The organism is Kitasatospora sp. NPDC057223, from assembly GCF_042669755.1.
Classification (GTDB): domain Bacteria; phylum Actinomycetota; class Actinomycetes; order Streptomycetales; family Streptomycetaceae; genus Kitasatospora.
In genome coordinates, this window is sequence record NZ_JBHUWW010000053.1 from 1 (window position 1) to 19,832 (window position 19,832).

Here is a 19,832-nt window from a genome sequence, read left to right on the forward strand (position 1 = left end):
GCCCGCCCCAACCCACTCCCCCGGCCCCGGGGGGGCGCCCGCGCCGCCCCCCCCCGCGCCCGGCGGCCCCCCGCCCCCCCCCCCCCGCGCGCGGGGGCCGCGCGCCCGCCGTCCTGTGTCAGCGCCGTACGAGCAGGGCCACGCTGATCCCGCTGACCTGCCGGACGGAGCTCACCGTGTACCGGGCGGCCAGGGCGGCCGCGGCCTCGGGGGTCACCGTGCTCAGGGGGTCGCCGCCGTCGTCCTTGGAGACCAACCAGATCCTCGGCTCGTCGCCCAGGCACGAGGCGGGCTGGCCGCAGCTGGTCGGCCACAGGTCGCTCCGCTCGGCGCCGGTCTTCCCCATCAGCACGTCGCGCAGCCGGATGCTGTCCGGCAGGTAGTACTCGATGCCCGTGTCGACCCCCCACCAGAGCGCGTACTGCTGCTGGCCGTACGCGGCGCCGTCGCCGGGGAGGTAGCCGTCGGCGACGATCTTCGCCGCGGCCCGGTAGTCGAGCGGGGTGAACCAGGTGACGGCGGTGGGGTAGGTGTAGTCGGCGTGCGACAGCTCGCGGTGCATCACGGACTGGTCGGGCAGGACCATCACGGCCAGCGCGAGCAGACCGGCGGCGATGCCGCGCAGCCGCAGCAGGGCGATGCCGGCGCCGGCCATGACGGCCCACGCGGGCAGCACGAAGAACAGGTACTTCGGCATGAAGTAGGAGACCTGGGCGTTCCGGGAGATCACCCAGATCGCGAGCACCGGCAGGGCCGCCGCCGTGGTGCCGAAGGCCGCGGCCCAGGTCCGGCCCGACCCCCAGGCCAGAGCCGCCGCCAGGACGACCGCGCCGGCCAGCAGCGTGCTGCCGAAGATCTGCGGCCAGATGCCGGAGAGATCCTGGACGGTGGGCCGGACGATCCAGCCGATCTGCCGCCCGGACTGCGCCTGGCCCAGCTTGATCAAGGGGTACGCGGCCGCCACGCCGGCCGCGGCCGCGAGGGCGAACCCGACCGGCAGCCGCCAGTCCCGCCGGCGCCACCAGGCCAGCACCGTCCCGAAGGCGTGCGCGCCGAGGAAGACCAGTGCCACCAGGTGGATGTAGGCGACAGCCGTGACGCACATCCCGTAGCCCAGCCAGCGGAGCACGGTGGGCCGCTCCAGGGCGCGGAGCAGCAGCAGGATGGCCAGCGCGGCTCCCAGCACGACGAACGCGTACGACCGGGCCTCCTGGCCGTACCGCGTGACGTTCGGGATCAGCGCGAACACCAAGCCACCGGTCACGCCGGCGCGGGGGGTGAACATCCGGCGCCCGGAGAGGGCCACGCAGGCGGCCGCACCGGCCATGGCGAGCACGGTGGGGAGCCGCAGCATCGCCGGGGAGTCACCGAACACGTTGATCCAGTAGTGCAGGAACAGGTAGTACGCGCCGTGGACGGCGTCGACGTTCTGCAGCATCGCCAGGATTTCCGACCTGGTCCGGTGCACCACGGTCAGCGTGGCGAGTTCGTCGTGCCACAGCACCGGGCCGCCGATCCGGTACAGTCCGGCGGCCAGGGTCGCCAGGACCGGCCAGAACCACACGCTGCGCAGCGGCCGCAGGTACCGGGCCGTGAGGAAGCCGTTCGGGAGCGAGCGTCGGTGGAGGGCCCTGGACCGCGGCCGGTCAGGGACGTCGGTGGTGGTGGCGGAAGTCGCTGCGGTCATGGATCGCCCTGGGGATGGATCGGCTGGGTTGCCCCAGATCATCGGGTGCCGGCGCAGATCACCGGGCGCACGAATCCTCTCACTTCTGCTGTGCTCCGGCTCCGGCGGTTCGGCGGGCTCCGCCACGGACCGGGGGCCGCCGTGCGGCTGCCGGTGGCCGGGACTCCCTAGACTGACCCGCTGTGAACGAAACCCTCGGGGACGCCGCGCTCGTCCTCGTCTTCATCATGCTGGGCGGGCTGTTCAACGTCGCGGAGATCTCGCTGATCTCACTGCGGGAGGGCCAGATCAGGGCCCTGGAGGCGAAGGGCACCCGCCGGGCCTCCCGGGCCGCCCACCTCGCCGCCGATCCCAACCGCTTCCTGGCCGCCGTCCAGGTCGGGGTGACCTGCATGGGCTTCCTGTCCGCCGCGTTCGGCGCCGACACGCTCTCCGGCAAGGTCGCCCCGCTCTTCGTCGGGCTGGGGCTGTCGCCGGGCCCCGCCGACGCCGTCGCCTTGGTCGTGCTGACCCTCGTGATCAGTTACGTCTCGCTCGTCCTCGGCGAGTTGACGCCCAAGCGGATCGGCCTCCAGCGGGCCGACTCGATCGCCGTGCTCGCCGCGCCCGTGGTCGACGTGATGTCGGTGGCGCTGCGCCCGGCGATCTGGCTGCTCGGCCACTCCACCAACCTGATGGTCCGGCTGTTCGGGGGCGATCCGAAGGCGGGCCGGGGGAGCATGAGTTCGGAGGAGCTGCGCGGCCTGGTCGCGGCCAACACCGAGCTGGGCAGCGACGAGCGCGCGCTGATCGCGGACGTCTTCGCGGCGGGGGAGCGGCAGCTGCGCGAGGTGATGGTGCCGCGCACCGAGGTGACCTTCCTGGACGCGGACCGGATGCTCGCCGAGGTCCGTGAGGAGACCAGCTCCTCGCCGCACTCGCGCTACCCGGTGGTCGAGGGCAGCTACGACGCGGTGGTCGGCTTCGTGCACGTGCGCGACCTGTACGGCGCGCGCGGCGAGCAGGCCGTGCGGGTGCGCGACCTGGCCCGCCCGGTGAAGCTGCTGCCGGCCACCAAGCGGGTGCTGGAGGCGATGGGGGAGATGCGCCGGGAGGGGCACCACCTGGCGATCGTGGTCGACGAGTACGGCGGCACGGCCGGGATCGTCAGCCTGGAGGACCTGGTCGAGGAGGTGATCGGCGAGATCCGGGACGAGTACGACTCGCAGGAGCCGACCACCACCCGCCGGCTGGCCGGCGGCGGCATGGAGCTGGACGGGCTGCTCAACCTCGGCGACTTCACCGAGGAGACCGGCGTCACCGTTCCGGAGGGCCCGTACGAGACGGTGGCCGGCTACGTGGTGGCGGAGCTCGGCCGGCTGCCGCTGGACGGCGACCAGGTGCGGATGGCGGACGGCGTGCTGCTGACGGTGGCCAAACTGGAGGGCCGCCGGATCGCCCGGCTCAGGGTGAGTGCCGTCACACTGTCGCAACCCTCCGCCGAAGACGTTTCCTGAGCGGTCGGTGAAGCTGGAACAATGGCCCGCATGGTCAACGCAGCGGTCAGCGGTCCGGTCAAGGACCGCCCTCGGGTTCTCTCCGGCATCCAGCCCACCTCCGGCTCGTTCCACCTGGGCAACTACCTGGGCGCGGTGCGCCAGTGGGTCGACCTCCAGGAGGCCAACGACGCCTTCTACATGGTGGTCGACCTGCACGCGATCACCGTCGAGCAGGATCCGGCGACCCTCCGCGAGAACACCCGGATCTCCGCCGCCCAGCTGCTCGGCGCCGGGCTGGACCCGGAGCGCTGCACCCTGTTCGTGCAGTCCCACGTGCCCGAGCACGCGCAGCTCGGCTGGGTGATGAACTGCCTCACCGGCTTCGGCGAGGCCGCCCGGATGACCCAGTTCAAGGACAAGTCCGCGAAGCAGGGCAACGACCGCACCTCGGTGGGCCTGTTCACCTACCCGATCCTGCAGATCGCCGACATCCTGCTGTACCAGGCCGACGCGGTGCCGGTCGGCGAGGACCAGCGCCAGCACCTGGAGCTCACCCGCGACCTCGCGGAGCGCTTCAACACCCGCTACGCGCCGACCTTCACCATGCCCAAGCCGTACATCCTCAAGGAGACGGCGAAGATCCTGGACCTCCAGGACCCGACGGCGAAGATGAGCAAGTCGGCCTCCTCGGCCAAGGGCCTGGTCAACCTGCTGGACGAGCCGAAGGCCAGCGCCAAGAAGTTCAGGAGCGCCGTCACCGACACCGGCACCGTCGTCTCCTACGACGAGGAGGGCAAGGCCGGCGTCTCCAACCTGCTGCGGATCCACTCCGCGCTCAGCGGGCAGAGCATCGACCAGCTGGTCGAGCACTTCGAGGGCAGGATGTACGGCGCCCTGAAGACCGAGCTGGCCGAGCTGTTCACCGAGTGGGTGACGCCCTTCCAGAAGCGCACCCAGGGCTTCCTGGAGGACCCGGCCGAGCTGGACCGGGTGCTCGCGGTCGGCGCGGAGAAGGCCCGTGCGGTGGCCTCCGAGACCCTCGAAGCGGTGTACGACCGGATCGGGTTCCTGAAGCCGGCGAGCCCGAGGCCCGCCGCCCCGAAGCCCGCCGAGCGCTGATGCCGCAGACGACCCTCCCCGCTGGTGGCGGCCTCCCCGAGGTCGTCACCATCGGTGTGTCCGTGAGCGTCCCCGAGCCGTTCGGGTCCGAGATCCAGGACGCGCGGGCGGGTCACGGCGACCCGCAGGCGCGGTCCATACCGACGCATGTGACGCTGCTGCCGCCGACCGAGGTGCCGGCCGCCCGGCTGCCCGAGGTCGAGAAGCACCTGGCCGAGGTGGCCGGCACGCACCGGCCGTTCCGGATGCTGCTCAAGGGCAGCGGCACCTTCCGTCCGGTCTCCCCGGTGGTCTTCGTCCGGGTCGAGGAGGGCGCGCACGAGTGCCGGCTGCTGGAGGCCGCCGTCCGCGCCGGGCCGCTCGCCCGGGAGCTGGCCTTCCCCTACCACCCGCACGTGACGGTGGCCCACGGCCTGCCCGAGGACGTCCTCGACCAGGCGTACGAGAAGGCCAGGCCGTTCCTGGCGGCCTTCCCCGTCACCGGGTTCAGCCTCTCCCGCTTCGACGCCGACGCGGTCTGGCGGCCCTGGCGCGCGTACGCGTTCGGGCCGCACTGACAGGGCTGCCGGCGGCGGCGTCCGCTCAGTCGCGCTTCCAGGGGTAGTCGCAGGTCCCCATCGTGCCGGTGTCGGCCGCGGGGGCGGCCTGGTGGGTGGCGTATGGCCGGGGGTCGGCGCACTTGCCGTCCTGGGCGTACTTCGGGCAGGCGCCGTCCGGCTTGCGGATCTGGTGGGCGTACCAGGCCTGGCCGCTGAGCCAGCCGTACTTCGGGTCCTGCGGCATGTAGGCGTCCACGGTGGCCGAGGCGGCCATGCCGCCGAAGAGCAGGCCCGCGGTGAGGACGCCGACGGCGGCGATCCGCGAGCGGTGCAGCGGCCGGCCGGGGCGGGCGGCCGGCTCGGGCAGGGCCCCCAGCCGGCGGTGCAGCCAGCGGCCGGCCAGTACGGCGGCCCAGCCGAGCAGCACCAGCCCGCAGTACTGGAGCTGGTGGAACGTCCGGACGTACAGCTGCACGGCCTGGTCCCGCTCCATGTTCGAGGAGATCCAGAACCGGATCGCCCAGGCGCTGAGGAAGCACGCCGCGGTGACCACCACCGGCGAGCGGTGCAGCCCGAGAGCGAGCGCCACGCCCATGCCGAGCAGCAGCAGCACGGAGAACCAGCCGACCCCGCCGAACTCCCCGGGCGGCGGCCAGGCACCCATCTCGCCGGCGCCCCGGTACGGGTACGGCGACATGGCGATGTAGCCGGGGTCGACCAGCACCATCGGGGAGCACCAGCGGTCCTTCGTCCCGGTCGCACCGAGCAGGACGAGCGTGTACTTGCCGGCCAGGACGGCGAACGCCAGCCCGGCCGCCCCGAGGAACGCGCCGGCCCGGGCCAGCGCGGGCCGGCCGGAGCGCCAGGGGAGGAACACCAGCACCGCCACCAGCAACCCGGGCGCGGACCAGACGTGCCACCCCGCGTACAGCAGGAACAGCAGGGCCAGCGCCGCGCCCAGCACCGCGCCCAGCGTGACCGACTGCCGCAGCGGCCGGCGCGGCGCCCGGCGCAGCACCTGGACGAACTTGCCGAGCAGCGGCACCAGGATGATCAGCGTCAGCGTGCTGTACGGCTTGTAGAGCAGGACGACCGGCAGCGTCGACAGCAGGCCGACGCCGAGCGCCGGGAGCGGACGCAGGAACAGCCGCCAGGACAGGTAGCCCGCCGGGCCGCTCAACGCGATCATCAGCGTCTGGAGCTGCTTCATCGCCAGCGAGGGCTCGCCGCCGGTGAAGTGCACCGCCCACCAGGCCTGCAGGTGCGGCAGCAGCGGCGGGTAGATGTCGGTGAGGTGGCCGGTCCTGATGATGATGGCGGCCCAGTCGGCCAGGTGGCCGTTGTCGTCGCCCTGCCCGGCCAGCGGCCACGGGGTGCCGCTCAGCGCGACCAGGATCCCGGCCGCCAGGAAGCCGCTCGCCAGTCCGGCGATCACCGCGCAGGCCACCCGGACCACCCGCCGGTGCAGCCGGCCGCGGCCGTGGAAGGCGGTCGCGGTGACGGCGGCGAGCAGCGGCAGGCCGACTGCCGTCAGCCGGAACTGAAGCGTCGCCAGCCCGCTGACCTGGCCGACCCGGGTGGTCGGATTCACGTGGACGGTGACGGCCCAGTAGGCGAACAGCAGGGCCGCGGCGCAGGAGACGGCTGCCTCGGCGAGGGCGCTCAGCAGCCGGCGGGGCGGTCGCCCGAGGAATGCGGCCGCGGGTGCGCGGAGACCTCCCGCACGCGGTCGCGGCGCAAGGGTGGTGACAGTGGACACGTGGTACTCCGGGCACGGTTCGGACAGCGGGGGCGGTCGGGCGCGGGTGGCGCGCCGTCAGCCCAGGGCCAGCATGCGGTCGGCCACCCGGCGGGCGGCGGCGCCGTCGTCGAGGTGGCAGTGGACGGCGCGGAACCGCTCGTAGCGGGCGGCGTGGTCGCCCGGCAGGCGACCGGAGTCCGCGAGTTCCCTGAGAGCCGTCAGCAGCCCGGCCGAGGTGGGGATCAGCGGGCCGGGCGCCTCGGCCTCGAAGTCGAAGTAGAAGCCGCGCAGGGTGTCGCGGTAGTGCTCCAGGTCGTACGTGAAGAACAGCAGCGGCCGGCCGGTGATCGCGAAGTCGAACATGATCGACGAGTAGTCGGTGACCAGTGCGTCGGCGATCAGCAGCAGGTCCTGGACGTCCGGGTAGTCGCCGACCTCGTACAGGAAGCCGTCGCCGGCTCCCGGCAGCGGCTCCCGCACGTGCGCGTGCGGGCGGACCAGCAGGACGTGGTCCCCGCCCAGCGCGGCGCGGGCGGCGTCCAGGTCCAGGCGCAGGCCCAGGTGGAAGCCGTCCCCGTTGTCGCGCTGCTGGTCCTCGCGCCAGGTGGGGGCGTAGAGCAGCACCCGCTTGCCGTCGGGGATGCCGAGCCGGCGCCGGACGGCGGCGGCCGCCGCGGCGTCCGGCGCCGCGAGCACGTCGTTGCGGGGATAGCCGGCCTCCAGGATCTCGCCGTCGAACCGGAAGGCCCGGCGCAGCACCGGGGTGGCGAACGCGCTGGGGGACAGCAGCAGGCTCCAGTGCGGGGACTCCCGGTCGAGCTGCTCCAGGTAGCCGTTGTCGGCGAGCCAGGGGTTCTCCACGTCGTGGGCGATCCGCTTGAGCAGTGAGCCGTGCCAGGTCTGCACGACGACCTGGCCGGGGCGGCGCTCCAGGAAGTCGGGGAAGTGGGTGTTGCCGACCAGGTAGCGGCTGGTCGCCATCGCCTCGTACCACTCCGGGCTCCAGATCCGCACCGCCCGCACGCCGGCGGGCAGCTCGGCCTGGGCGTCGTCGACCGTCCAGAGGTGCTCCAGCGGCGCGTCGCGGCGGACGAGCTCGGCGTGCACGGCACGCGGGGAGTCGGCGTAGCCGCGCCCGCCGAAGACGTCGTAGAGCACGGTGTCGCGCACCGGCTTCCGGCGGGCGGCGGGGTAGGCCTCGCCGCGCAGCCGCTCCTGGGTGTACGCGCTGCGCTCGGCGGCGCTCAGGACCGGGGTGGAGTCCAGCAGCAGGGTGTCGTGCCAGCGGCGCTGGACGAGCACCTGCTTGCCGCCGGCCTCGGCGGCGGCCGGCAGGGCGGGCAGCGCGGCGGGTGCGGCGATCAGCGGGCGTTCGGGGCCGGCGCCGCCGGCCGGGCGCAGGACGGGCTCCCAGATGCCCTTGCGCAGCGGCAGCGGGCTGCCGCCCGGGCCGGTGACGGTGGCGGGCAGCTCGACCAGGAACCGGTCGCCCTCGCCGAGGCCGACGGGGTGGCGGACCTCCCCGGTGCCGTTGCCGTGCCGCAGGACGAGTTCCAGCGGGCCGTTCCCCGGGCGCGGACAGCTGCCGGACAGCTCGAAGCCGTCGCCCCGGGCGGTGATCCGGTCGACCAGAGCGGCCCCGGGGCGGACGCACAGCTGGAGCCGGCCGTCGGCGAGGTGCTTGAGGTACAGCACCCGGTCGGGGGCCGGCAGCGCGTGCTGGCCGCTGACCGGTCCGCCGCGCTCGTCCAGCACGGGCGCCTCGGCGGCGCCGTCGGGGCCGGCCAGCTCGACGTCCCAGTGTTCGAGGTCGCCCGCGCCCCGGCCGTCCGCCGTGAACGGTGCGAACGGCAGCCGCACAGCGAAGCCGTCGCCGTCGGCGCCCCGCACGGGCAGGTCGAGGACGGCGTCCGACTCCCGGTGCCGCAGTCGCAGCACGCCGCCCGCCGCCCCGCCCCGGGCGCTCCCACGCAGCTCCAGGCCGCCGTCGGCCGGCCCGGCCGAGGTGAGCCGGACGCGCGGGCGCTCGACCCGCAGCCGCAGGGCCCCGTCGCGGAAGTAGGGCTGGATTCGCACCTCGCCGTCGGCCCAGCGGGCCGGAGGGTACTCGCCGGAGCCGCACCAGTGCGGGGCGAGCGTGCCCTCCTGGCGGCGCACCCGGGTGGGGCGCGGGCGGGTGAACAGGGTGGCCCCGACCTGCCAGTCGCCCTCCGTCCAGCCGCCGGCGGACTTCAGGCGCCGCGGCTCGACGACGGCCGTGAACCCCGACCAGTCGTGGTTGTGCAGGGGCTGTGCGCTGTCGTCGGTGACCTCGGGGAGATACCGGGGCCTGGTCCGGAGGGTCAGCCGGTGCTCCCCGTGCTCCGACTGCAGGGTCAGCCAGGTCCAGGCGCTGCCCCGGTACGAGGTGTCCAGGTCGGCGGGCCGGGCGTAGCCGGTGAGCTCCAGCCCGCGCTGCACCCAGCGGGCCCGCAGCAGGCCGAACTCGGGCTCGTCGCCGTGGGTTTCCTGCGGCGCCGCGACGGTGAGCGAGCGCGGGAGCAGACGGCGGGTGGTGACAGGCATGGGAGAGGTCCTTCGTGGCGGCAGACCCGGCCATGGCGGTGGCCGAGGGCCCGTCGGTGACCTGTCGGGGATCCGGAGATGCCGGTGAGGTGTGCGGAATGACGGGCCGAACGGCCATCCCACCTTGCGCGGGCGCCCCAGGTCAACTGATTGTCCCCGTGAACATCCTGGGAGATTCGTTTACGAAACACTTGTTCGATAAGTGATCCGGAAGGCAATGCGCGGGACAAGAGCCTGTAGGGGTCCGGTAAAGGCCCGGATGTGCGAAGGCACCCGGCGCGATCCGCTCGCGCCGGGTGCCTGTGCTCGTCGTCCCTGTGCTCCTTGTCTACCGCTGGCGGAGCAGCCCGTCCACGACGCGGGCGGCGGCGCCGCCGTCGTCCAGCTCGCAGTACGCCTCCCGGAAGGCGCGGTACCGCTCCGCGTGCTCGGCGGTGACCTCGTCCAGCCTGCCCAGTGCGGAGACCAGCTCCTCGGAGGTGGCCAGCAGCGGACCGGGGGCCTCGGCCTCCAGGTCCAGGCTGAAGCCGCGCAGGTTGTCGCGGTAGTGCTCCAGGTCGTAGGTGAAGAACAGGATCGGCTTGCCGGTGCCGGCGAAGTCGAACAGCGCCGACGAGTAGTCGGTGACCAGCACGTCCGCGATCAGCAGCAGGTCGGCCATGTCGGGGTAGCTGCCGACGTCCCAGACGTAGCCGTTGCCGGCGCCGGGGATCTGCCCCTGCATCTGGTGGTGGCCGCGGACCAGCAGGACCTGGTCGTCGCCGAGCGCGGCCTGCGCCGCGGCGAGGTCGAGCCGGATGTCGAGCTGGTAGCCGCCGTTCGGGCGGCGCCGGTCCTCACGGAAGGTCGGCGCGTACAGCACGACCTTCTTGCCCTGCGGCAGGCCCAGCCGCTCGCGGATCTGGTCCGCGGCCTTCTCCCGGTCGGGCGCGTGCAGGATGTCGTTGCGCGGGGAGCCGGTCTCCAGGATCTCGCCCTGGAACCCGAACGCCCGCCGCAGCACCGGCGTCGAGAAGCGGTTGCCCGAGACCAGCAGGCTCCAGTGCTCGACCTCCCGGTCGAGCTGCTTCAGGTAGTTGTTGTCGATGAACCAGATCTTCGCGAAGTCGTGGCCGATCTGCTTCAGCGGCGTGCCGCTCCAGGTCTGCAGCAGCACCTGGCCGGGGCGGCGGGTGTAGAAGTCGGGCAGGTGCCCGCTGGTCACGATGTACTTCGCGGTGGCCAGCGCCTCGAACCACTCGGGGCTCCACTGCCGCAGGGCGGTCGCCGTCTGCGGCAGCTCGGACTGCAGGTCCTCGACGCCCCAGAGGTGCTCCAGCGGCAGCCCGCGGCGCACCAGCTCCTCGTGGACGGCCCGGGGCGAGTCCGCGTAGTGCCCACCCGCCGGGACGTGGTAGAGCACGGTGTCGCGGATGGTGCGCCGCTGGGCGGCCGGGTAGTCGGTGGTGCGCATCTGGCGCTGCCGGTAGCCGCTGCGCTCCTCCGGGAGCAGCGCGGAGTGCGACTCCATCGCGAGCCCGTCGTAGTGGCGGCGCTCCAGCGCGATCCGCTTGCCGCGCGAATCGACCTCCAACGGAAGGACCGAGAAGCAGTCGGGGGTCACCAGGGCGAGCGGCCACTCGGTCTCCGGGGCGCTTCCGGCCGGCCGGAAGAAGACCTCCCAGGTGCCCTGCGGCAGCGGCACCCGGCCGGTGAACGAGGCGGTCGGCACGCACGGCAGCGCGGCGCGGAACCGGCCGTCGGCGATCTCGACCGGGTAACTGTGCTCCTCGTCGCGCCAGGAGTGGCGGATCCCCACCTCGTAGCGGTGCGTCCCCGGCAGCGGGAAACTGCCGCTGAGCAGGTAGCCGTCCTCGCCGCGGGCGGTGATGCTCTCGACCACCGGCTGCAGTACCTGGTCGGCGAACTGCAGGAACCCGGTGGGGGAGGGCTTGGAGTACAGCGCGCGCCGCTCACCCGGGGCCGCGGCGGGGTTCAGCGCCAGGTTGAGCGGCGCCGGCGGCATCCGGTCGTCGAGGACCACCGGGACGGTGCTGCCGTCGACGAGCAGGAGCTCGGTGTCCCAGCGGTCGCGGGCCCGGTCCTCGGCGACCGGGTCGAGGGCCGCCCAGGCCTCGCGGACCTCGGTCAGCTCGGCGGTGCGGAAGACGGCGGTGAACGGCTGGGTCTGGCCGGCCGGCACGCCGAGCTCCAGCGGGAACGTGAGCGCGCGGTCCGACTCCACGTGGAGCAGCCGCAGCTGCGCGCCCGCGAGGTCCGGGCCGGTGCGCACGGTGCCGGTGACCTCGACCTGCCCGCCGGTGGCGGCCAGCGCGGTCACCCGGGCGCGGACGTTCTCCACCCGCAGGTAGACGAAGTTGTCCTTGACCCACGGCACCACCCGGACGTCCTGCTCGACCCAGTGCGCGGGCAGGTAGGCGGCGCTGTCGCTCCAGCCGGCCGAGATCCGGCCCTTGAAGACGCCGCCCTTGCCGGCGCCGGCGACCAGCACCCGCCAGTTGCCGTCCTTCCACCGGCCGCGGTGCTTGAGCCGCTTCGGGTCGATGGAGGCGGTGAAGCCTGCCCAGTCGCAGCTGTACAGGTCGTGCGGGCTGCTGGAGGTGGCCTCCGGGCTGTACTGGGCCCTGGTCTGCACGGCGAGCACCCGGCGGCCCTTGGCCTCGCGCAGGACGAGCACCTTGACCATGTCGTGCCGGTTCTCGGCGCCCAGGTGCTCGGGGAAGGCGTGCCCGGTCAGTTCGAGCTTGCCGTCCACCCAGGCCGACCCGTAGAGCCGGCTGCGCATGACCACGGAGCTCTCGAGCCGCAGCACGTCGGCGGGCACGCTCTTGCGCCCGCCGCGCAGGAACGGGTAGTCGGCGTACGGGCGCAGCAGGCCGCGGGCGGGGGCCGCGCCGTTGCTCTTGCCCTCGTACTCCATCTGCTCGACGAACTCGTCGATCCGGCCCTGCAGGGTCAGGTGGTACTTCAGCCGCAGCGGGGCCCGCAGCTTGCGGACCTGCTCCGGGCCGATCGCCCGCAGCAGCCGGCCGACGCTGTCGCGGTAGGCGTCGCGGTACTCCTGGTCGCCGTCCACCACCGACCAGAAGAACATCGGGATCTCCTCGACGAGGGTGTTCTCGTCGTAGGAGCGCAGGTACTCGGCGAAGCGCGGCTCGGGCTGCTTCTTCAGCCAGGCGCGGACCAGCTCGACCGACTTGACGCGGTCGATGAGCCCCTTGGGGTTGGTGCGCATCTGGGTGATCGACATCTCGCCGACCTCGCGCTCGCGCCAGTGGTAGATCGGCTCGGTGAGCACGTCCACGCTGCGGGCGTAGTAGTGGTGCGGCACGCTGACCGGGGCGTCCTCGTACAGGATGCCCTCGGGGTAGAGCAGGCCGACCTCGTCGAAGAACGAGCGCCGGTACACCTTGTTCCACGCGGTGCGGTCGGTGACCAGCGCCGGGATCTCGGTGATGTGGGTCTTGAGGCGGGTCTCCTTGAACGGCCGGACGTGCCCGTTGGACTGGTAGTACCCGACGGCCCGGAAGCGCAGCACGTTGCCGGTGACGAAGTCGGAGCCGGTCTCGTCGAGCGTGCTGATCATCAGCTCGTACGCGCTGGGCGGCATCGAGTCGTCGCTGTCGACGAAGCAGAGGAACTCGGAGCCCTCGGTCACGTTCCGGATGCCGGTGTTGCGGGCCGCGCCGAGGCCCTTGTTCACCTGCTGCACCAGCCGGAACCGGGAGTCCTTGGCCGCGTAGGCCTTGGCAAGGGCCGCGCTGCCGTCCTTGGAGCCGTCGTCGACCATGACGACCTCGAAGTCCTCGAAGGTCTGGGCGGCGATCGAGTCCAGACATTCCACGAGGTAGCGCTCGACGTTGTAGATCGGGACGACGATGGAGAGGCGGGGAGCCATCGGCTACGCGGGCCTTTCAATTGGGGGAGCGAACGCGACCGGTCTTGATCTGCGGTGCCGGTCACATCGTCCGGCCGCACACGTGCCTGGATCCTACCCGCCGGGCCTGCCGCCTCCCGGGCCCGACTCCGCGCCCCGCCCGCGGACCGCCCGTCCGGCCTGGAATGATGGCCCGATGCCCCGCTTCAGCGTGATCGTCCCCGTCCACCGGGTGGAGGAGTACCTCCCCGAGTGCCTCGAATCGGTGCTCGGGCAGTCCTTCGCGGACTTCGAACTGATCGCGGTGGACGACCGCTCCCCGGACGGCTGCGGTGCGATCCTGGACGCGGCGGCCCGGCGCGACGAGCGCGTGCGCGTCCTGCACCTGCCGGAGAACGTCGGCCTCGGCCGGGCCCGCAACGCCGGGCTGGAGCACGCCACCGGCGACTACGTGCTCTTCCTGGACAGCGACGACACCTACACCCCCGGGCTGCTCCAGGCCGTCCACGACCGGCTGCGCGACTGCGCCGACCCGGACATCCTGGTCCACGACTACGCCCGCACGTACGCCGACGGCCGGGTCGTCCGGGCCGCCTCGGCCGCCGTGTTCGGCCGCCCCGGCTCCGACGTCTTCACCCTCGACGAGCGGCCCGACCTGCTCGAACTGCTCCAGGTGGTGTGGAACAAGGCCTACCGCCGGGACTTCGTCGCCGAGCAGGGCCTGACCTTCCCGGCCGGCTACTACGAGGACACCCCCTGGACGTACCCGGCGCTCCTGGCGGCCGGCCGGATCACCCTGCTCGACCGGGTCGGCGTGCACTACCGCCAGCGCCAGGAGGGCGGGAACATCCTCGCCACCGCGAGCCGCAAGCACTTCGACGTGTTCGACCAGTACGACCTCGTCTTCGCCTTCCTCGACCGCCGCCCCGACCTGGTGCACTGGCGGCCGGTCGTCTACGGGCGGATGCTGCACCACCTCAACACCGTGGTCAGCCGGCCCGGCCGGATCCCGCCCCGCGACCGCCGGGAGTTCTTCCGCCGCGCGGCCGAGCACTGCGCCCGGCTGCGGCCGGCCGGCTACCGGCCCCCCGCCGGCGCGGCCGGCCTGCGCACCGAACTGCTCAGCCAGGGCCGCTACACCTCGTACCAGGCCGTCCGGGCGCTGGCCCGCACTCGCAGGCTGGTCGCCCGCGGCTGAGACGGGCGGCTGAGACCGGCGGCCGGGGCCGGGGCGCCTCAGCCGCTCCGGGCACCGCGGCCGGTATAACGGGACGAACCGCCGGATCCCGGCCGCCCCGGGCCTGCGGGCAGGCCGGCCCGACCCGAGGGCAGGGGCCCGCTGTGGAATTCCTCACCCGCCTCCCGGTGGTCGGCCCGCTCGCCGCCCGGGTGCTGCGCAGCCGTCCGTACCGGGTCTACGAGCACTTCACCGCCACCAAGGGCAACCGCCTGGCCGGCGCGATCACCTTCTTCGGGTTCCTCGCGCTCTTCCCGCTGCTCACGGTGGCCCTGGCGATCGCGGTCGCGGCACTCACCCCCGGCCGGGTCCAGGACCTCCAGCAGCGCATCGAGGACCAGCTGCCCGGCCTGTCCGACTCGCTGGACCTGAACTCACTGGTCGCGAACGCCGGCACGGTCGGGGCGATCAGCGGGATCCTGCTGCTGCTCTCCGGACTCGGCTGGGTCGACACCATGCGCGGCGCGATCCGGGACGTCTGGCTGCTGCCCGAGGAGACCGCCAATCCGCTGCTGCGCAAGGGCTGGGACTGCCTGGTGCTGTTCGGTCTCGGCCTGGTCAGCCTGTTCTCGCTGGCCGCCTCCGCCGCCGGCACCACCCTCGCCGGACGGCTCGCCGACCAGCTCGGACTCGACCGCAGCGGCCCCGGCGGCTACCTGCTCACCGCCGTCGGCCTGCTGATCGCGATCGCCTCGGACATGGTGCTCTTCGCCTACCTGCTGGCACCGTTCCCCCGGATCACCGACCAGCGCCGGCGCAGCCTGCTGGAGGGCGCGCTGATCGGCGCGGTCGGTTTCGAGCTGCTGAAGCTGCTGCTCGCCTCCTACCTCGGCTCGGTCGCGGGCCGCAGCCTGTACGGGGCCTTCGGAGTCCCGGTGGCCCTGCTGCTCTGGATCAACTTCGTCTGCCGGCTCCTGATGTACTGCGTCTCCTGGACGGCGCTGGCCGACCCGCGGGCCGCCCGCGAGCGGGCCCGGGAGCAGGCCCGCCGCGCCCTGGAGGCGGCCGACGAGGAGGATCCCGGGCTCGGTCCTACCTCTCGCACGGCGTCGGACAAGTGACTAGTCTCACAGTTCACTATCAGCCTCAGCGTCAGTCGGCCGCGGCGGTACCCCACCGCGCGCCGCAGACACCTGGAGATGCCCGTGACGAGCGCCGAAATCCACGCCACCGCTGCCGGACGACCTGCTCCACGGCGCCTGGACGACGTCCCCGGTTGGTTCTGGCCGGTCGACCAGTTGCTCTTCACCCGGTTGCTGGAAGGGCAGACCGCCGCCGGGACGGCCGGTGACCTGCTGGAGCTCGGCACCTATCTGGGGCGCAGCGCCATCCTGATAGGCCGGCACCTGCAGCCCTCCGAGACCTTCACGATCTGCGACCTATTCGACTCGGACGCCCCCGACGCGGCGAACGCCGACGAGATGGCCTCCTCGTACCGCAAGACGCTCACCCGGCAGGCCTTCGAGGCCAACTACCTGGCGTTCCACCCCGCGCTCCCGGAGATCGTCCAGGCGCCGACCTCGGCGCTGGCGGACGGCCGGGTGGCTGCGGAGAGCTGCCGTTTCGTCCACATCGACGCCTCCCACCTGTACGAGCACGTCGCCGGTGACGTGCAGGTCGCCCGGGCGGCGCTCGGCAAGGGCGGGGTGGTGGTCTTCGACGACTACCGCTCGGTGCACACCCCCGGTACGGCCGCGGCGGTCTGGGAGGCCGTCTTCGCGCACGGGCTGCGCCCGGTCGCTCTCAGCCCGGAGAAGTTCTACGGCACCTGGGGCGATCCGGTGGCCGTGCAGGAGATGCTGCTCCGGCACGACTGGGAGCAGGAGGGCTGGAGCCTGGCCCGCGACACCATCGCCGGCTTCGAGGTGGTCCGCTTCTTCGGGGACGGACGCAGTCCGGCCGATCCGCCGCCCGGGGCAGCCGCCGTGGCGCCGGCCGGGGCAGCGTCCGAACGGGCGGCCGCCCCGCGGGCGAGGACGGCCCCGGCGCCCCGGTCCAAGGGCCGCCGGATAGCCATCGACCTCCTGCCCCCGATGGCCACCAGGGCGGTGCGCAGGCGCCTGCAGGCCGCCCGGGAGCGCAAGGCCCCCTGAGGCCGCCCGCAGGCGGGCCCGGTCAGGGCTGTCCGGGCCGCTCCGCACGCTCCCGTGCGGCGGCCGCGACGACCGCCCGGCGGCGGCGGACCAGCAGGAACACCACCGCGCCCGCCAGAGCCGCGCACAGGGCCAGTGCGGGCCCGTCGCTGACCCCGGCCGGGGCGGACGCCGCCGGCGGCGCGGCCCTGCGGTCGGGATCGTCCACGTGGTCGCCGCTCGTCCCGCCCGCCTGTCCGGTGCCCGTGGCGGCGCGGTCGGTCGGCGCGGGCACCGGCGCGGGGTCGGGCCCGGAGGCCCGCTCGTCCACCAGCTGCCCGACCGGGGTGACCTTGCCGGCGGCGGCGAAGCCCCAGTCGAGGAGCGCGGCCGTCTCGTCGTACACCTTCTGGTAGGTGGTGGGGTGCATCACCGTGACCAGCAGGGTGCGGCCGTTCCGTTCGGCCGCACCGACGAAGGTGGAGCCGGCGTTGGTGGTGAAACCGTTCTTCACGCCGATCAGGCCCTGGTACTTGCCGAGCAGCCGGTCGGTGTTGGCGATCCCGAAGCTCCCGCGCTGCCCGGTCTTCTTGTCGACCGCGCCGGGGAACTGCGCGTCGCGGGTCGCGCAGTAGGCCCGGAAGTCCGGGTTGCGCAGGCCGGCCCGGGCGAACAGCGTCAGGTCGTACGCCGAGGACACCTGCCCGTCCTGGTCGTAGCCGTCCGGGGAGATGACGTGGGTGTCGTGGGCCTGCAACGCGTCCGCGCGGGCCTGCATCTGGGCGACGGTCTGCTCGACCCCGCCGTTCATGTGCGCGAGGACGTGCACGGCGTCGTTCCCGGAGCTGAGGAAGACCCCGCGCCAGAGGTCCTCGACCCGGTAGTCCAGGTCCTCCTTGATGCCCACCAGGCTGCTGCCCTGCCCGAGGCCGGTCAGCTCGTTCGCGGTGACCTTGTGCACCGTCTCCCGGTCGAACTTCGGCAGCACGGTGTCCGCGAAGAGGATCTTCATGGTGCTCGCCGGCGGCAGTCCCAGGTGCGGGTTGTTCGCCGCCAGCACCTCACCCGAGGTGGCGTCGGCGACTATCCACGACTTCCCGGTGAGATCCCCGGGCAGCGCGGGGGCGCCGGACTGCGGCGAGACCTGGACGCCCGCCAGGCCGAGCCGCTCGCCGCCGATCGCCGGAGGTGGCGGCGGCGGGTCCTCGGCCGGGGCGGCGACGGCGGCCGGAGCCGCGCAGAGCGAGGCGGCGGCGCCGAGGGCGGCCAGCCGCTGTGCGAATTGACGGCGTGTTTGCACCCGCAGACCGTACCCGTATTCGGATCCGGCGGTCCGCGCCAGGGTCGATGTCGCCCGCAGGAGGGGTCCCGGCAGGGCCGTCCGGCCGACTGCGCATACTGGGGACGGGCCCGTTCCCGGCCCTGTCCACAGCCCCAGAGGACCGCAACCATGAAGCTCAGCCGCCGTACGTCCTGGTTCCTGACCGCCTTCGGCGTCTGGTCGATGATCATCTGGGTGACCTTCGTGAAGAACCTGTGGAAGGACTCCGGCGGTCAGGCCTTCACCGACGGCGACCACGCGCAGCCGACCGCCTTCTTCTGGATCCACCTCACCCTCGCGGTGACGTCCTTCGTCCTCGGCGTGCTGGTCGGCCTGGTCGGTGTCCGCGGCCTGCGGGCGGGCCGCAAGCAGCAGTTGCCGGGCTGACGCTATATCCGTTGCTCCGGTCCGTTCCGCCCTGACAGGATCCTCGCTCGTACGCAGACAACGAACGAACGTGCGAAGAATCGGGAGTGGAAACCGCTCAATGGCAACGAACCGTCAGTTCCGCCGGCTCGCCTCCGCGGCCGTGATCGTCCTCGCGGCCGGCGTGATCGCCGCGCCCGGCGCGGCAGCGGCCGCCGCAGACAAGCCCACTGTCACGGACCCGAAGGCCGCGCCCGCACCGGGCTTCGCCTCGACCGGCGTCTCCACCGACGCCTGCGACCCGACCACGACCCCCGGCTGGCTCGGCCTCAGCACCGGCGGTCCGACGCTGACCGCCGTCGTCCAGGCGGGCACCGACAACACGACGGCGATCAGCACGCGCTTCGTGGTCAAGGACGTCTCGGGCGCCGAGCCGGAGCGGGTCTTCCGCGGGGACACCCCGGCAGGCGCGCCCGGCCGGGTGAGCATCCAGGCCACCGGGCTGGCCGACGGCCGCTCCTACGCCTGGCACGCCAAGGCCTTCCAGGGCGAGCGCCACTCGAAGCCGACCGCCGACTGCCACTTCCGGCTCGACCTGCGGGCGCCCGGCCTCACCGTGGCCTCCACCGACTTCCCGGCGAGCGGCTCCGGCGCCCAGCCGCTGAAGTACGCCGGCGAGACCGGCACCTTCACCATCACCGGCACCGACCCGGCCCCGGCCGGCGGCCAGGCCTCCGGCGTGGCGTGCTACCAGTACGCCCTGGCCCCGGCCGGGCTGAGCGTCGGCAAGCACTGCGGCGACCCCGGCACGGTGGCGGCGGCCGCCGACGGCGGCGCGGCCGTCCAGGTGAAGCCGGCCGACTGGGGGAGCAACGTGCTCGCCGTCCAGGCGGTGGACAACGCCGGCAACGTCTCGCAGCCCGTCTCGTACTCCTTCTACGCGCCGTGGGACAACCGGCCCAAGCCGAGTGCCGACGGCGATGTCGACGGCGACGCCGTGCCGGACATCCTGCTGCCGGACGCGGCCGGCAACCTCCAGATCATCAGTGCCGCCGCGACCGGCACCGCGCCCTCGTCCGTCGTCCCGGCCGCGCTCGCCCCCGGGGGGTCACGCACGTGGACGGGGACGGAGGTGCTGCACCGCGGTTCGACCGCCTCGCACGCACCGGTCGACGACCTCCTCGTCCGGGCCCCGGGCAACCCCGGCACGCTCTACGCCTACCGGAACTTCGCCTCGGGCGACTTCGGCTCCCAGTACCCGGTCCTCGCCGACCACCCGGATGCGACGAGCTGCTACGACCTCGGCGCGGCACCGGTCGACTGCCCCGCCGGCTACGCCGAGGACTGGTCGGCCGCCGAGCAGCTGGTCGCGCTCGGCAACGCCTACGCGCCGGACCGGAACATGCCGGTGCTGGTCTCGGTGGAGCACGGCAACCTCCTGGCGTACTACCCGGGCAGCTTCTCCTACTCGGCCGTCCAACTGCTCACCACCACCGGCACCTGGACGGGCTACGACCTGATCGCGCCCGGCGCCGACGCCGGCGGCAACCTGGCGCTCTGGGCCCGCGAGCGGGCCACCGGGCAGCTGCACGCCTACCCGATCCCGAAGAAGGCGGACGGCACCCTCGACTTCGGCGCCCTGGCCGACCCGGCCGCCGGCGTGGTCGCGGACGGCTTCACCGTCGGCGCCTACCCGGTGCTCGGCAGCTCCGGTGACGGCGACGGCGACGGCGCACCGGACCTGTGGGCCGTCACGGCCGGCCGGCACCTGGTGACCTTCAGCGGCCACACCGCCCCGAAGGACCTCGGCGCCCTGCGCTGACGCACGAC

General features: G+C 73.3%; 13 protein-coding genes. 8 read left to right on the forward strand and 5 right to left on the reverse strand.

Annotated elements, in window-relative coordinates:
• Positions 1-118: 118 nt before the first annotated feature.
• The gene (locus ACFUK0_RS19820) at positions 119-1,687 is read right to left on the reverse strand and encodes a glycosyltransferase family 39 protein (RefSeq protein ID WP_380251898.1); all 1,569 of its coding nucleotides are present in this window, start codon (positions 1,685-1,687) and stop codon (positions 119-121) included.
• A 182-nt stretch (positions 1,688-1,869) separates the two neighbouring features.
• Between ACFUK0_RS19820 and ACFUK0_RS19825 the strand changes: the two genes are divergently transcribed.
• Genes ACFUK0_RS19825 through ACFUK0_RS19835 form a run of 3 tightly spaced genes read left to right on the forward strand, consistent with a single transcriptional unit; the run spans position 1,870 to position 4,841 of the window.
• Entirely contained in the window at positions 1,870-3,183 is a 1,314-nt protein-coding gene (locus tag ACFUK0_RS19825; protein WP_380251900.1) for a hemolysin family protein, read from the forward strand.
• A 30-nt stretch (positions 3,184-3,213) separates the two neighbouring features.
• Positions 3,214-4,284, forward strand: coding sequence for a tryptophan--tRNA ligase (gene trpS, locus ACFUK0_RS19830; protein WP_380251902.1), 1,071 nt, complete (start codon positions 3,214-3,216; stop codon positions 4,282-4,284).
• Positions 4,284-4,841, forward strand: a complete 558-nt coding sequence (locus tag ACFUK0_RS19835; RefSeq protein WP_380251904.1) for a 2'-5' RNA ligase family protein — start codon at positions 4,284-4,286, stop codon at positions 4,839-4,841. Before trpS ends, ACFUK0_RS19835 begins: the two co-directional genes overlap by 1 nt.
• A gap of 25 nt (positions 4,842-4,866) precedes the next feature.
• Here ACFUK0_RS19835 and ACFUK0_RS19840 read toward each other — a convergent pair whose 3' ends face one another.
• The 3 genes from ACFUK0_RS19840 to ACFUK0_RS19850 form a co-directional block, all read right to left on the reverse strand.
• Entirely contained in the window at positions 4,867-6,582 is a 1,716-nt protein-coding gene (locus ACFUK0_RS19840) for a hypothetical protein (protein WP_380251906.1), read from the reverse strand.
• Between the two features lie 57 nt (positions 6,583-6,639).
• The gene (locus tag ACFUK0_RS19845; RefSeq protein WP_380251908.1) at positions 6,640-9,129 is read right to left on the reverse strand and encodes a CDP-glycerol glycerophosphotransferase family protein; all 2,490 of its coding nucleotides are present in this window, start codon (positions 9,127-9,129) and stop codon (positions 6,640-6,642) included.
• A gap of 328 nt (positions 9,130-9,457) precedes the next feature.
• Positions 9,458-13,027 carry a CDP-glycerol glycerophosphotransferase family protein gene (locus tag ACFUK0_RS19850; protein ID WP_380251910.1) on the reverse strand — a complete coding sequence of 1,190 codons (3,570 nt, stop codon included), beginning with the start codon at positions 13,025-13,027 and terminating at the stop codon, positions 9,458-9,460.
• A 175-nt stretch (positions 13,028-13,202) separates the two neighbouring features.
• On the opposite strand from ACFUK0_RS19850, the gene ACFUK0_RS19855 reads away from it, so the two are divergent.
• The 3 genes from ACFUK0_RS19855 (at position 13,203) to ACFUK0_RS19865 (ending at position 16,336) form a co-directional block, all read left to right on the forward strand.
• Positions 13,203-14,204 carry a glycosyltransferase family 2 protein gene (locus ACFUK0_RS19855; protein WP_380251912.1) on the forward strand — a complete coding sequence of 334 codons (1,002 nt, stop codon included), beginning with the start codon at positions 13,203-13,205 and terminating at the stop codon, positions 14,202-14,204.
• A gap of 143 nt (positions 14,205-14,347) precedes the next feature.
• Complete coding sequence (locus ACFUK0_RS19860) at positions 14,348-15,304, forward strand: YihY/virulence factor BrkB family protein (protein ID WP_380251914.1); 957 nt, start codon at positions 14,348-14,350, stop codon at positions 15,302-15,304.
• 84 nt (positions 15,305-15,388) lie between these two features.
• Positions 15,389-16,336, forward strand: coding sequence for a class I SAM-dependent methyltransferase (locus tag ACFUK0_RS19865; RefSeq protein WP_380251916.1), 948 nt, complete (start codon positions 15,389-15,391; stop codon positions 16,334-16,336).
• A gap of 22 nt (positions 16,337-16,358) precedes the next feature.
• Here the strand turns inward: ACFUK0_RS19865 and ACFUK0_RS19870 are convergent, their stop codons facing one another.
• On the reverse strand, positions 16,359-17,615 hold the full coding sequence (locus ACFUK0_RS19870; RefSeq protein ID WP_380251918.1) for a D-alanyl-D-alanine carboxypeptidase family protein: 1,257 nt from the start codon (positions 17,613-17,615) through the stop codon (positions 16,359-16,361).
• Positions 17,616-17,765: 150 nt separating this feature from the next.
• On the opposite strand from ACFUK0_RS19870, the gene ACFUK0_RS19875 reads away from it, so the two are divergent.
• Together ACFUK0_RS19875 and ACFUK0_RS19880 are read left to right on the forward strand one after the other, a co-directional pair.
• The gene (locus ACFUK0_RS19875; RefSeq protein WP_380251920.1) at positions 17,766-18,023 is read left to right on the forward strand and encodes an SCO4848 family membrane protein; all 258 of its coding nucleotides are present in this window, start codon (positions 17,766-17,768) and stop codon (positions 18,021-18,023) included.
• Between the two features lie 100 nt (positions 18,024-18,123).
• Positions 18,124-19,824, forward strand: coding sequence for a hypothetical protein (locus tag ACFUK0_RS19880; protein ID WP_380251922.1), 1,701 nt, complete (start codon positions 18,124-18,126; stop codon positions 19,822-19,824).
• Positions 19,825-19,832 lie beyond the last annotated feature (8 nt).

What these genes read in the sequence shown, in the direction of transcription:
- trpS (WP_380251902.1), top strand. Translation starts at nt 3,214, where the DNA reads ATGGTCAACGCAGCGGTCAGCGGTCCGGTCAAGGACCGCCCTCGGGTT.
- ACFUK0_RS19880 (WP_380251922.1), top strand. Translation starts at nt 18,124, where the DNA reads ATGGCAACGAACCGTCAGTTCCGCCGGCTCGCCTCCGCGGCCGTGATC.
- ACFUK0_RS19850 (WP_380251910.1), bottom strand. Translation starts at nt 13,027, where the DNA reads ATGGCTCCCCGCCTCTCCATCGTCGTCCCGATCTACAACGTCGAGCGC.
- ACFUK0_RS19875 (WP_380251920.1), top strand. Translation starts at nt 17,766, where the DNA reads ATGAAGCTCAGCCGCCGTACGTCCTGGTTCCTGACCGCCTTCGGCGTC.
- ACFUK0_RS19855 (WP_380251912.1), top strand. Translation starts at nt 13,203, where the DNA reads ATGCCCCGCTTCAGCGTGATCGTCCCCGTCCACCGGGTGGAGGAGTAC.
- ACFUK0_RS19845 (WP_380251908.1), bottom strand. Translation starts at nt 9,129, where the DNA reads ATGCCTGTCACCACCCGCCGTCTGCTCCCGCGCTCGCTCACCGTCGCG.
- ACFUK0_RS19820 (WP_380251898.1), bottom strand. Translation starts at nt 1,687, where the DNA reads ATGACCGCAGCGACTTCCGCCACCACCACCGACGTCCCTGACCGGCCG.
- ACFUK0_RS19835 (WP_380251904.1), top strand. Translation starts at nt 4,284, where the DNA reads ATGCCGCAGACGACCCTCCCCGCTGGTGGCGGCCTCCCCGAGGTCGTC.